The sequence below is a fragment of the Serratia sp. NPDC087055 genome (assembly GCF_044900985.1).
In the GTDB taxonomy this organism is placed as follows: domain Bacteria; phylum Pseudomonadota; class Gammaproteobacteria; order Enterobacterales; family Enterobacteriaceae; genus Serratia.
On sequence record NZ_JBJDOG010000001.1, the window covers coordinates 989,938 to 1,002,820 of the forward strand.

Genomic DNA, 12,883 nt, shown 5'->3' on the forward strand with positions numbered 1-12,883 from the left:
TTTTTTCATCAGTGATAGCGCAATATTTCGAGACCTTTGTTCGATTTTATTGAATAACCTGTTGAGACATAAACAGCGGGATTATGGGGAGAAAGCGGCTTGTGATATTCTGCGCGGCTAACGCTGAAAAATGGCTAAAACATCATTATACCGTTGCTAACGCTTGATACAGCAGCGATGAAACAAGGAATACCGAACGTGAAATCTCCGCTCGCGGCATTGTCTGCCCAACTGGGCGAGCTGATGCTCCGTGATCAACAACGCCTGCAACGTCGCCTGCAAGGCGCACGAAAAATCAAAAATACCGATGCTCAGTTGGCGGCGGCCGTTGAAATCGAAAGTGACATAACCACCGCGCTGCGTAAAGTGCAGTCGCGTGCGGCGACATGCCCGAAAATCACCTACCCGGAAAATCTGCCGGTCAGCCAGAAAAAGCAGGATATTCTGCAGGCCATCCGCGATCATCAAGTGGTGATTGTCGCCGGTGAAACCGGCTCGGGGAAAACCACCCAGTTACCGAAGATCTGTCTGGAGCTGGGGCGCGGGGTGAAGGGGTTGATTGGTCACACCCAGCCACGGCGTTTGGCGGCACGTACCGTCGCTAACCGCATTGCCGACGAGCTGGAAACGCCGTTGGGTGGCAGTGTCGGTTATAAGGTGCGTTTTAACGATCAGGTTGGGGAAAATACCCTGGTCAAGCTGATGACCGACGGCATCCTGTTGGCAGAGATCCAACAGGATCGGCTGCTGATGCAGTACGATACGTTGATCATCGATGAGGCGCATGAACGTAGCCTGAATATCGATTTTATCCTCGGTTACTTGCGTGAATTGTTGCCTAAGCGGCCAGATCTTAAAGTTATCATCACCTCCGCCACTATCGATCCGCAGCGATTTTCGCGCCATTTTAATAATGCGCCGATTATCGAAGTCTCCGGCCGTACGTATCCGGTGGAGGTACGTTATCGTCCCGTCGTGGATGACGCCGATGATACCGATCGCGATCAACTGCAGGCGATTTTTGATGCGGTAGATGAGCTCGGCCGCGAAGGGCCGGGGGATATCCTGATCTTTATGAGCGGTGAGCGCGAAATCCGCGACACCGCCGACGCGCTGAACCGTCTGAATCTGCCACATACCGAAGTCTTGCCCCTCTATGCTCGGCTGTCGAACAGCGAACAGAACCGAGTATTTCAGTCGCACCACGGCCGGCGTATTGTGCTGGCGACCAACGTGGCAGAAACCTCACTGACCGTTCCGGGTATCAAGTACGTCATTGATCCGGGTACCGCCCGTATCAGCCGCTACAGTTTCCGCACCAAGGTGCAGCGTTTGCCGATCGAGCCGGTGTCGCAAGCGTCGGCTAACCAACGTAAAGGCCGCTGTGGGCGTGTATCGGACGGTATTTGTATTCGCCTGTATGCGGAACAAGACTTCCTGTCACGGCCTGAGTTTACCGATCCGGAGATCTTACGTACCAACCTGGCGTCGGTCATCCTGCAGATGACCTCACTCGGGTTGGGCGATATCGCCGCTTTCCCGTTCGTGGAGGCCCCGGACAAGCGTAATATTCTGGATGGCGTGCGCCTACTGGAAGAACTGGGGGCGATTAAAACAGCGGAAAACGGCCATTACCAGCTCACCCCGCAAGGGCGTCAATTGGCACAGTTACCCATTGATCCCCGGTTAGCGCGTATGGTTCTGGAGGCACAAAAAAGCGGCAGCGTGCGCGAGGTGATGATCATCACCGCGGCACTGTCTATTCAGGATCCGCGTGAACGACCAATGGACAAACAGCAGGCGTCGGACGAAAAACATCGCCGCTTCGCTGATAAAGACTCCGACTTCCTGGCCTACGTGAATCTGTGGGACTGGCTGAAAGAGCAGCAAAAAGAACACTCTTCCAGTCAGTTCCGCCGGCTATGCCGCAATGACTTCCTGAACTACCTGCGGGTACGTGAATGGCAAGATATTTACACCCAATTGCGCCAGGTGGTGAAAGAATTGGGGCTGCCGGTGAACAGTGAGCCTTCCGATTATCGCAGCGTGCACACCGCGCTGTTGACCGGCTTGCTGTCACATATCGGTCAGAAAGATGCCGACAAACAGGAGTTCACCGGCGCCCGCAACGCACGTTTCTCGATCTTCCCTGGCTCAGGGTTGTTCAAAAAACCACCGAAATGGACCATGGTGGCCGAACTGGTGGAAACCAGCCGCCTGTGGGGAAGAATTGCCGCGCGGATTGAGCCGGAGTGGATAGAGCCGCTGGCTCAGCATTTGGTGAAGCATAGCTACAGTGAACCGCACTGGTCGAAATCCCAGGGAGCGGTCATGGCCAGTGAGAAAGTGACGCTGTTCGGCTTGCCGATTGTTGCCGCGCGCGCGGTGAACTACAGCACCATCGATCCTTTATTGTGTCGTGAGTTGTTTATCCGTCATGCGTTGGTGGAGGGCGACTGGCAAACGCGCCATGCGTTCTTTAGCGCCAACCTGAAGCTGCGAGCAGAAGTGGAAGAGCTGGAACATAAATCGCGTCGCCGTGACATTCTGGTGGATGACGAAACCCTGTTCAGTTTCTATGACCAGCGCATCCCGAATGATGTGGTGTCCGGGCGCCATTTCGACCATTGGTGGAAAAACGCCAGTAAGCAGAATGCGGATCTGCTCAGCTTTGAAAAAGAGATGCTGATCAAGGATGGCGCCAATAAGGTCAGCGCGCTGGATTATCCGAACACGTGGTACCAAGGCAATCTCAAACTGCGTCTGACATACCAGTTTGAGCCGGGTACCGACGCCGACGGCGTTACGGTGCATATTCCGTTGCCCATTTTGAACCAGGTAGAAGAAAAGGGGTTTGAATGGCAAATTCCGGGCGTTCGCCGTGAATTGGTGATTGCCTTGATTAAGTCGTTACCCAAACCCGTCCGCCGCAACTTTGTACCGGCACCCAATTACGCAGAAGCCTTCCTTGGGCGAGTGACTGCGTTGGAATTGCCGTTGCTTGATGCGTTAGAACGCGAACTCCGTCGCATGACAGGTGTGACGGTGTCACGTGATGATTGGCAATGGGATCAGGTGCCCGATCACCTTAAGATGACGTTCCGGGTGGTGGGTGAAAAACACAAAACCCTGCTCGAAGGAAAAAATCTGACGGCGCTGAAATTACAACTGAAGGACAAAGTGCAAGAGACGCTATCTGCGGTGGCGGACGACGGGTTGGAACAAAGCAATCTGCACATTTGGAGCTTTGGTACATTGCCGGCGTTTTATGAGCAGAAACGCGGCGGCTATTCGATGAAAGCCTATCCGGCGCTGGTGGACGAAAAAGACAGCGTAGCGATCCGCCTGTTCGACAGCGAACAAGAGCAACAGCAAGCAATGTGGCAGGGTACTCGCCGCTTACTGTTACTGAATATTCCTTCACCAATCAAATATCTGCATGAAAAACTGCCTAACAAAGCCAAGTTGGGGTTGTACTTCAACCCCTACGGCAAAGTGTTGGATCTGATCGACGACTGCATTTCGTGTGGCATCGACAAACTGATCGCAGAACATGGCGGGCCAGTGTGGCAGGAGGAAAACTTTGCCCGCCTGCAGGAATTGGTGCGTGGCGAGCTGAACGAAACCGTGGTTGGGGTCGCTAAGCAGGTTGAGCAAATCCTGACGGCAGTGTTTAACATCAACAAAAGGTTGAAAGGCCGGGTGGATATATCGTTGGCACTGGCGCTGTCGGATATTAAAGCTCAGCTCGGTGGCTTAGTGTATCGCGGTTTTGTGACCAACAACGGCTGGAAGCGTTTGCCGGATACGCTGCGTTATCTGCAGGCGATTGAGCGTCGCCTGGAGAAGTTGGCTGTCGATCCACACCGCGATCGTGCACAGATGCTGCGGGTGGAACAGGTACAGCAGGCCTGGCAACAGTGGCTGAACAAGCTGCCGCCGAAGCGACAGCAGGATGATGAGGTGAAAGAGGTACGCTGGATGATTGAAGAGCTGCGCGTGAGCTTGTTCGCTCAACAGCTGGGTACACCTTACCCCATCTCTGACAAACGTATTATGCAGACTATGGAGCAGCTTTCTGGTTAAGCGACGCTAACAGGCAGCCTGCACAGCTCAGACACAGCAGGCTGCACACCAGCAGTGTTGCTGCCAGGTCTTGCCCAAGGGCAGCCAGAGAGAGCCCGGCACCAATCAACAGGTAGTAGAGCAGGCCAAAAATTGCGCCGGCGGTGCCCAATTGCTGTCGGTAGTTATTCAGCGCCTGGCTCAATACGTTGGGGATCGCCAACCCGAAAGCCAGGGTGATCAACATGCTGGGTAGCAGCATCATCAGGCTGTCTTGCCAGTAACATAAAGCCAGTGCGGCGCCGAATGCTAACAGACTGCCCATCAGGATCTGACGTTCAGCGCCGATGCCCCTGGCTAACAGATGACGGTTCACCAGCGCCCCGAGCAGGCTGCCCAGTGCCAGAACAATGCCCGAGTAACCAAACTGCTGGCTGCTCAGCCCCAATCGTTCGAACATAAAGGGGGCCAGGCTGAAGTAGCTGAACACCATGACATTGAAGCCCGCCACTAATAACGCGCAAGACCAGATATGTCGGTCCCGCAGGATAATCCAGCCGCTTCTTGCCGAAGAAACCGTCGAGGAGTCTGCCGACTGTGTTTCCGGCAGTGCGGCCCAACACCAAATCAACAGCACCAGAGCCAGCACCCATTGAGCGGCGAATATCGCCATACTGCCACCCCAGTTGACCAATATTCCCCCCGCCAACATGCCCAACACCGGACTGACAGAGAGGGCAATACCGAGGGTGGCAAAGATTTTCCCCAGAGCATGCCCCTGGTAAACATCTCGCAACATGGTTTGCGTTACGATGGAACCGACTGCTGCACCAAACGCGATGGTGGCACGGGCGGCCAATAGCAGCGTGAAATCGTTGCTCAACAGCGCCATAACGGCACCGCCAAGATAGAACGACAGCCCTGCAAGCATTGTCATTCTGCGGCCGAGCCGATCGCACATCACCCCCCAGAAGGCAACGCCTAAGGCAAAAGCAAAGAAATAGATCGACAGCGTCTGGCTGGCCTGAGCAGCGCTGACGTTGAAATCGGCACGGATTGCCGTGAGTGCCGGACTATAGAGTGTTTCGAGCACTTGTGGAGCCATTATGGCGGCAACCATTAATGGCAATGGTAAGCGTGACATGGAGATAAACCTTTACGAGTGAATAATCGCGCCAGTATAGGGAAAGGCTACATGCTCGATTACAATCATAAGGACAAAAAACAACGAAAAAGAGACAATTCGATGGCATTCATTACCCAGCAGGATGTGTTTGACCCTGATATTCTGCCGGCCCCGTTGCTGGGGATTGCAGCGGAATTGGCCAAACATGATTCTGAAGAGCATGAACATCGACGTGCGCAGTTGCTGTATGCCGCACGTGGATGCATGACGGTGACGCTGGCCGACCGTTGGCTGATTTTGCCGCCAACGCGTTGCTTGTGGATCCCCGGTGGTATCCGGCATCGGGTTCAACTGCACGGACAGGTAGCCTATCGCTCGATCTATCTGGAGCCTGCGTTAGCGCCCAACATGTCGCATGAGTGTGCAATATTGGCGGCCAATCCTTTGCTGGCCGCGGTGATTGAGCGTATCGCTTACTGGCCACTCAACCAGGTTATTGAATGCCCGTCAGCACGAGATCTGGTGCCGGTACTGGTTAACGAACTGCATATGGCGCGGCTTGAGAGTACCGGCCTGATACTGCCATGCGACTCTCGTCTGGCCCTTTGGCTGGAGGATCTCGATAGGCACGATGAATTAGCGGGGTTGAGTGTATTGGCACAGCAACTGAATTTGCACGCCAAAACGCTAACGCGTATTTTCCAGCGCGAGACTGGGCTGAGTTATCAACAATGGAGTCAGCAATGGCGGTTGATGCGGGCGATAGCGCTGTTGGCGGAAATGCCGTCGGTCAGTTCAGTGGCGCAGCGTTTGGGTTTTTCCAGCGACAGTGCCTTTATCGCTTTCTTCCGCCAGTTTACCGGCACGACACCCAAGCGGTTTATGAAAGGAGACGAAAGAGAAACAACCGGCGCGGAGACCCACGCCGGAGGGGAATAGCTTACTTTCCGGCTGCCAATGCGTCGAGCGCATCACGAATGCCGGTGACGGCCAGCGCTCGGTTATCGGCACGGTAACGATCTTTAGCCGCCGGTGCGGAGCTTTGAATGGCAATCAACGACCACCCATCGGCCGTTTTCAGCAGTAACGGAGAGCCGCTATCGCCAGGGAGTGTATCGCACTGATGCGACAGAACACCTTGCTGGGCCCAACCTGTCACTTTACAGTTTTGGTGACTATAAAGGTCGTCCAAATGATCTTCCGGATACCCCGCCTGAGTAATTAAGCGTTTGGCTTGTTTCATCGCTTGGGTCAGCGCCTTGCTGTCGCCTTGCCACAGTGGCAGCGGTTTAATCGGCAAGGTATTTTTATCCTTCAAGCGAATCAGCGCAAAATCATAAGCCGCCGCCGCGGGGGGAACAATCCAGCCATCACCGTCAGGTTTGAGCTTTTTGCCCAGCTTGCGGTCAACTAACGTTTCAATATTGCTCGTTTGGTATTTCCACGTTTTATTACCGGCAACAAAACGCAGCGCGATAGCTTTGTCCAGTTGGCCCGGAGGTGCCAGTACACAATGACCGGCAGTAAGTGCCAAATGAGGGGAAATAAGCGTGGCGGTGCACAGGTTACCGCTGGCGGTTTCCACTTGCCCAATCGCCTGCCACGGCCAACCGTCGGTTTCAGTGACCTTAACGCGTTCATCTTTGCCAAAAAATAGGCGGGTTTGCTCAGCAGCCGACGCGTCGGATGGGCTATCAGCCCGAGCTGAAAGGGAAAGTGCGAGCGGAAATGAGCACAGCAACAGCAAAACGGTTATGCGCATAAGTTTCTTGCCTGGAAAATACGGGTCATCCATAAACACACTGAATGGTAACTATAGACTGATTTCGTTGCCGTGTGGATGGGCAGTGATTGATTTTTCAATAATTTCTAATCCAGAAAGGCTGTGCAGCTACAGATAAAAAAAGGCGGCGATCAGTCCGCAGAGGATCAGAGTGGCCAAAATAATTTCAAATAAGTAGCGACGCAGCATGATGAGAACCCCCGATGAAAAAACACCCGGCGAACCGGGTGTTGGAAAACTCAAGCCTGGACTGGTGAGGGGAGCCTCACATCAGATTGCTGTTACGCAGCTTTTTTATGGCTGGATTTTTTGTGGTGTTTTTTGGCTGCCTGTGCTTTCTGAGCAGGGGCTTTTTTGGCTGTGGCTTTGTGGTGCTTTTTAGCCGCCTGCGCTTTTTGTACCGGTGCTTTCTTCGCGTGATGTTTTTTCACGTGAGTTGTTTTGGCCGGTGCAGCCATGGTGGTGGTAGCGGTCGCCGCAGGTGCGGTCGTGGTGGTGGCAGCGTCAGCAGCGAAAGCAACAGAAGACAGACCCATTGCAGCGGCAACAACCAGAGCTAATACTTTTTTCATTGTTGATTCCTCAAGTTACTCATCATGTATCAAGCCCACTGCGGGGCCGGTGTTAAGATAGTAGGCAAACAGCGGAATGCTTTCCGTGAGTGATTGGTTTCGGCGTGTAACCTAATGTACATCGTGGTTTTTGGGGCCCGGATGGCGGGGCGAATATCAACCGGCATATGCGCTGTCTGGCGCGAATGGCGATGATAAATGAGCGGATATACACCTTTGCGGCGGTTATCACTTAATCTTATTTTAGTTACAACATACATTAAGTGAGTAGCCAACCCCCACTCTGTAACCAAGGTGTCGCAAGTAGGGACAGTGCGTTATGACGCAATGACGGTCAAACAGGGGAAAAAGGCACGGGGTTAGCCGTGCCTGGGGAATGCATTACAGGTAGCGGCTTTCCAGATGCTTACGGAAGTAGCTTGGATTCAAGGGTTCACCGGTTGCATTGGTGATCAGTGTATCGGTAGGGAAGCGACTGCCGTGACGCCAAATATTATGCTTCAGCCACTGGAACAGTGGGGTCAGGTTGCCTTCGGCGATATCATTGTTCAGTGTAGGTAGCGCTTTGCCGATGGTCTGGAAAAGCTGCGCTGCATACATGGCACCGAGAGTGTAAGTCGGGAAGTAACCGAAGGCACCGTCGGTCCAGTGGATATCCTGCATACAACCATTCCGATAATTACCGACAGTATCCAAACCAAGGTAGCGGTGCATTTTTTCGCCCCACAGCGCTGGAATGTCTTCCACTTCAATGTCGCCTTCGACCAAGGCTTTCTCGATCTCATAACGCAGGATCACGTGGGCCGGGTAGCTCACCTCATCAGCGTCTACACGAATCAGACCGGGTTTCACGCGTTGGTTGAGGCGGATGAAGTTATTTTCTTCCAGTGCCGGTTGCTCACCGAATTGTTTGATGATCAGTGGACGCAGAATCTTGAGAAAGTCGCTACTGCGCGCCAATTGCATTTCAAACAACAAACTCTGCGATTCATGAATAGCGGTAGAACGCGCTTGTGCTACGGGCTGACCCAGCCATTCACGCGGCAGATTTTGCTCATAACGGGCATGGCCAGTCTCATGCACAATACCGAGCAGGGCCGTCAGAAATTCTTTGTCGTTGTAGCGAGTGGTAATGCGCACATCTTCCGGAACGCCGCCGCAGAATGGGTGTGCACTGACGTCCACGCGGCCACCATCAAAGTTAAAGCCGAGCAGTTTCATCACGCTCAAACTCAGTTGGCGTTGGGTATCGACATTAAACGGGCCTTGCGGAATAAGGCAGGGTTCCTGAGCCTGTTTGGCCACCACTTTTTGCAGCAGGTCAGGCAACCAGGTTTTCAGATCGCCAAAGATGCGGTCGATATCGCTGCTGCGCATACCCGGTTCGTACAGGTTCAGCAAGGCGTCATAACGGCTGGAACCTGCCGCTTCAGCACGGATCTGTGCTTCCTGGCGGCTCAGTTTGACCACTTCACGCAGGTTTTCTGAAAAGCCGTCCCAATCATTGGCCGGACGTTGGGCGCGCCAGGCGTGTTCACAACGAGCACCCGCCAGCGATTTGGCTTCAACCAATGACTCAGGCACCAGCACTGCGTTGTCATATTGGCGGCGCATTTCCAACAGATTGGCCTGATCGATGTCATCAAGTGTTTCTTGTCGGGCACGTTCAAACAGGCGACCGGTTTTTTCTGCCGTCAAAATTTGATGTTGCAAGACACTCAGTTCCGCCAGTGCTTCTGAGCGTGCTTTACTGCCGCCCGATGGCATCATGGTTTGCATGTCCCAACCGGCAATGGCTGACAGGTGACCGAAACGCGACAACCGGGTGAAAAGGGCGCGTAGCTCGTCATATGAAGGTGAAGGGGTATGTGCAGATGTCATCGTTTAGCTCCATATTATTGTAATCCGGAGAACCCTCCAGGCCTTTCAAGCAATTGCGTAGGCAGGGTTACACCGGGTCTGCTTTTAAATTGAAATTGGGTTTGACCGGCCAACAGAAGCGGAAGCAAGCGCCGCCGAGAGAACTGGCATCGACGTAAACCTGGCCCTGATAGGCGACAGCAATAGAGTGGACAATGGCCAGCCCCAGCCCACAGCCACCCGTGGCGCGATCACGGCTTGGATCCAGACGGACAAAGGGTTCGAATACCCGCTCTCGTTCTTCCGGCGGAATGCCTGGCCCATCGTCTTCTACCTGGAGACAGGCGTTGTCACCATCAAACCACAAGCCGATACGCAGGCGTTGTTCGGAATAGCGCAGCGCATTGTTTACCAGATTATCCAGCACCCGCTCCATCAACCGCAAATCAACGCCACCAAAATCACCGGTATGGGGGATATCCAGCTCTATTTCACGCTCAGGGTGGATTAGGCGCAGATCGTCAGCCTTATCTTCCAGCCACTTGGGTAAATCGAGCGGTTCTATATTGAGTGCGACCTGCGGACGGTCAAGCCGTGCATAGGTGAGCAGCTCGTCGATCAGCGACTCCAACTGGCCGATGTCGCGGTTCAGAGCTTGTTGTTCGCTATCTGACAGGTTTTCACTCATTGCCAGTCGGTAGCGCAGACGAACCAGCGGTGTGCGCAATTCATGAGCGATACCGTCGATCAACTGCTTCTTGCTGGCGATCAGGGTATTGACGTTATCCGCCATCTGGTTAAACGCCACCCCCAGCCGGTTCAGACTGGACGTTGGGTCAAAATGGGTGCGCTCGTCAAGATGCCCGGCGCCGAGTCGCTGAGCCGCGTTTTCAAGCTTGAGCAAATCTTGCCAGTGCGGTCGCATCCACAGGAAAACCGGTAACGCCAGCGACATGCCTATAAACACCAGCAGTGCCAAATCCAGCAGCCGCATCTGATGCAGATAGAACAAATAGGGTATGGGACCGACAACCAGCACGTAGTGGCTACGCGGAATGCGTTGCATAAACGTGTATTGATCGTCGAGGGCGATGATCTCCCCAAGACGAAGCCGTTTCTTCAGATCCTCACTCAGATCCTGTTTACCGAGGGGTTCGATGTGCAGCTTGAACGACAGATTTAAGTCCAGCGTCGCGATGGTTTTATTCCAGTCTTTCAGTGGAATTTCCCGCAGTTCACTGCGCATCAGGTATAGGGAGCTCTTCATCAAATCGTCCATCGACTGGCGACCGGCGCGTTCGGCGGTGACTTTGTACACCAGCCCAACCAGCATTGCCATCACCAGGAAGCACACGAAAAGCAAGAGGAAGAATTGGACAAAGAGCTTTCTCATTGCTGCACGAACTCCCAGGCGTTCGGAGCGAACAGGTAGCCTTTGTTGCGCACGGTTTTTACGCGGAATGGCTCAAGGGTATTGTCATAGAGTTTGCGACGCAGGCGCGAAATGGCCACGTCTATACTGCGATCAAGGCCGTCGTAGCTCACGCCGCGCAGGTTCTGCAACAAGGCTTCACGATCCATGATTTGACCTGCGTGAGTGGCTAATTCCCACAGCAGATCAAAATCTGAGGTGGAAAGGGTGATGGTCTCTTCGCCCAGCGTCACTTGACGGTTGACCGGGTCGATGCACAACAGCCCAAAGTGCAACGCATTGTGCTGGGTGATCGGCTGGCTCGACTCTTCCTTGGGTTGATTACTGTGCTGACGCAGGTGCAGTCGCAGCCGAGCCAGTAACACCGCAGGCGGTGTGGTCTTCAAGATGTAATCATTGGCGCCCATTTCCAGGGAGAGGATATGGTTCATGTCGCTGTCGAGTGAGGTAAGCAGGACGATCGGGCCAGGGAAGGTCGGACGCAGATCGCGACACAGCGTCATGCCGTCCTTACCAGGCAACATAATGTCGAGTAGGACCAGATCCGGCTGTTCCAGCTCGATGCGTGCCTGCGCACTGTCGCCACGCGGCTCAATCAACACTTCAATGTCGTGTTTGCCCAGATAGGCGGCAATCAGCTTGCCGACTTCAGGATCGTCTTCTACAAAAACAATTTTATGCATATTCAGCGGTTTTATCAGAATAACGGCGTTCAGCATAACGCGGGGTTCCGCGATACGCCATGCAGATCTTTGTGCTAGCGCAGCGGACGTCCGCCATCAACGCCGTGGGTACGGCCTGTGACATAACGACTGCTGAGCAAGTAGTTCACCAGGTTAACCACTTCACTCTCGCCGGGGGCGATTTTCATCAGTGACTTTGCCAGTGCCTGCTGACGATAAGGCTCATCGTCGCCTGGATTGAAAATAATCAGCGCCGGCGCGATGGCGTTCACTTTAACCTCTGGTGCCAGCTTGCGGGCAAATGAACGCGTCATGTTGTCCAATGCAGCCTTACTGGCCGCATAGGCAATGTGTTTATCGCTGCCTTTTTCCACCACATAGTCGGTCAGGTGGATAATATCCGCCCCGGCTTGTCCCTGACCCAGCAGGCAGGGTTCCAGCAATTGATTCAGTAAATAAGGCGTGTAAACGTGAATTTGCAACATCGCTGCCATGACTTGCTCTGGCGGCACTTCTGGCGACTCTGCCTGCCAGGCACTGGCGTTGTGGATCACGGCACGCAGTTTAGGCGCGATTAGACGGACTTGCTCGGCAAAAAGGTAGATACCGTCGTGCGTTGAAAAATCCCCCTGAATGCAGATTGCCCCCAGTCCTTTCAGCTCGTTCAACGCCGGGTAGTCACTGCGATAGGCAATGATAACGGGAATATCGCGTTGCAAGAATGACTTGGCCAGTGCCAGACCAATCCGGCGTGCGCCGCCTGTTATCAGCACCGGGGCTGAGTTGTGATGTTCCATTGATTAAAGCTCCTGGACAGACTGGCAAACAATAGGGGAATTATGCCATTATACGGCGGAAATTCGTTAAAGCTTCGCATCGATTATCCATTTCAGGATGTAATACCCAGGCAATGAGAGGAAGGGATGAACAGCAGTCACCTTGCACCCGTCGCCCGCAGTGAAAAAATCTGCTTTGATTACATGGAATTTCTGTCTGCATCGTGCAAGAAGCACTGGCGATTTGTTGATGCAATCTACGGTGTGATGCCATTTTTTGGCATGGTATTGAAGTCTCAGGCAAGTGCCACACAAACGCGGAAAGAGCATTTGAAGGCGTTGGCGTTGCAGGTCGTGTCCACCCAGGTCAGCGACGAAGCCAATATTGTACGCCTGATAGATCTGGCTCAGCAGCAGGGCTTGGCGGTATTTGAGATTAAATTGCCGTATGCATTGGATACGCAGCAATTGGCGACCATTCAACAAGAGTGTGTCGAGGGCGTTATCATTTCTCAGGTTGAAGAACGCATGACGATCAGTCTGCGCATCTCCCAAGGTAATTAACCGGGTGGTCCCACCCGGTCAT

General features: G+C 53.7%; 10 protein-coding genes. 3 read left to right on the top strand and 7 right to left on the bottom strand.

Features of this window, described 5'->3' with window-relative positions:
- Positions 1-198 precede the first annotated feature (198 nt).
- Complete coding sequence (gene hrpA, locus ACI2J2_RS04780; protein WP_404759537.1) at positions 199-4,086, top strand: ATP-dependent RNA helicase HrpA; 3,888 nt, start codon at positions 199-201, stop codon at positions 4,084-4,086.
- On the opposite strand, the gene ACI2J2_RS04785 is transcribed toward hrpA, so the two are convergent.
- Complete coding sequence (locus ACI2J2_RS04785; RefSeq protein WP_404759538.1) at positions 4,064-5,209, bottom strand: MFS transporter; 1,146 nt, start codon at positions 5,207-5,209, stop codon at positions 4,064-4,066. The two genes, hrpA and ACI2J2_RS04785, sit on opposite strands and share 23 nt — an antisense overlap.
- A gap of 102 nt (positions 5,210-5,311) precedes the next feature.
- Between ACI2J2_RS04785 and ACI2J2_RS04790 the strand changes: the two genes are divergently transcribed.
- A complete protein-coding gene (locus ACI2J2_RS04790; protein ID WP_404759539.1) occupies positions 5,312-6,130 on the top strand; it encodes an AraC family transcriptional regulator in 819 nt (272 codons plus the stop codon).
- 1 nt (position 6,131) lies between these two features.
- Here ACI2J2_RS04790 and ACI2J2_RS04795 read toward each other — a convergent pair whose 3' ends face one another.
- The 6 genes from ACI2J2_RS04795 to folM form a co-directional block, all read right to left on the bottom strand.
- Positions 6,132-6,953 carry a serine protease gene (locus ACI2J2_RS04795; protein WP_061806348.1) on the bottom strand — a complete coding sequence of 274 codons (822 nt, stop codon included), beginning with the start codon at positions 6,951-6,953 and terminating at the stop codon, positions 6,132-6,134.
- A gap of 302 nt (positions 6,954-7,255) precedes the next feature.
- Complete coding sequence (asr, locus tag ACI2J2_RS04800; protein ID WP_265553419.1) at positions 7,256-7,546, bottom strand: acid resistance repetitive basic protein Asr; 291 nt, start codon at positions 7,544-7,546, stop codon at positions 7,256-7,258.
- A 381-nt stretch (positions 7,547-7,927) separates the two neighbouring features.
- Entirely contained in the window at positions 7,928-9,427 is a 1,500-nt protein-coding gene (locus ACI2J2_RS04805) for a carboxypeptidase M32 (protein WP_404759540.1), read from the bottom strand.
- A 67-nt stretch (positions 9,428-9,494) separates the two neighbouring features.
- Positions 9,495-10,799, bottom strand: coding sequence for a two-component system sensor histidine kinase RstB (rstB, locus tag ACI2J2_RS04810; RefSeq protein WP_404759541.1), 1,305 nt, complete (start codon positions 10,797-10,799; stop codon positions 9,495-9,497).
- Positions 10,796-11,521, bottom strand: coding sequence for a two-component system response regulator RstA (rstA, locus tag ACI2J2_RS04815; RefSeq protein ID WP_037415986.1), 726 nt, complete (start codon positions 11,519-11,521; stop codon positions 10,796-10,798). The genes rstB and rstA overlap by 4 nt, the downstream gene beginning before the upstream one ends.
- Positions 11,522-11,595: 74 nt before the next feature.
- Positions 11,596-12,318 (bottom strand): dihydromonapterin reductase, encoded by a 723-nt coding sequence (gene folM / locus ACI2J2_RS04820; protein ID WP_209633687.1) that lies wholly within the window; start codon positions 12,316-12,318, stop codon positions 11,596-11,598.
- Between the two features lie 126 nt (positions 12,319-12,444).
- Here folM and ACI2J2_RS04825 point away from each other — a divergent pair, with 126 nt between their 5' ends.
- A complete protein-coding gene (locus ACI2J2_RS04825) occupies positions 12,445-12,861 on the top strand; it encodes a hypothetical protein (protein ID WP_037415624.1) in 417 nt (138 codons plus the stop codon).
- Positions 12,862-12,883: the final 22 nt, after the last annotated feature.

Bases quoted from the DNA above. Each gene is read 5' to 3' on its own strand.
- ACI2J2_RS04805 (WP_404759540.1), bottom strand. From the start codon at position 9,427: ATGACATCTGCACATACCCCTTCACCTTCATATGACGAGCTACGCGCC.
- rstB (WP_404759541.1), bottom strand. From the start codon at position 10,799: ATGAGAAAGCTCTTTGTCCAATTCTTCCTCTTGCTTTTCGTGTGCTTC.
- ACI2J2_RS04785 (WP_404759538.1), bottom strand. From the start codon at position 5,209: ATGTCACGCTTACCATTGCCATTAATGGTTGCCGCCATAATGGCTCCA.
- asr (WP_265553419.1), bottom strand. From the start codon at position 7,546: ATGAAAAAAGTATTAGCTCTGGTTGTTGCCGCTGCAATGGGTCTGTCT.
- ACI2J2_RS04795 (WP_061806348.1), bottom strand. From the start codon at position 6,953: ATGCGCATAACCGTTTTGCTGTTGCTGTGCTCATTTCCGCTCGCACTT.
- rstA (WP_037415986.1), bottom strand. From the start codon at position 11,521: ATGCATAAAATTGTTTTTGTAGAAGACGATCCTGAAGTCGGCAAGCTG.
- ACI2J2_RS04790 (WP_404759539.1), top strand. From the start codon at position 5,312: ATGGCATTCATTACCCAGCAGGATGTGTTTGACCCTGATATTCTGCCG.
- ACI2J2_RS04825 (WP_037415624.1), top strand. From the start codon at position 12,445: ATGAACAGCAGTCACCTTGCACCCGTCGCCCGCAGTGAAAAAATCTGC.
- folM (WP_209633687.1), bottom strand. From the start codon at position 12,318: ATGGAACATCACAACTCAGCCCCGGTGCTGATAACAGGCGGCGCACGC.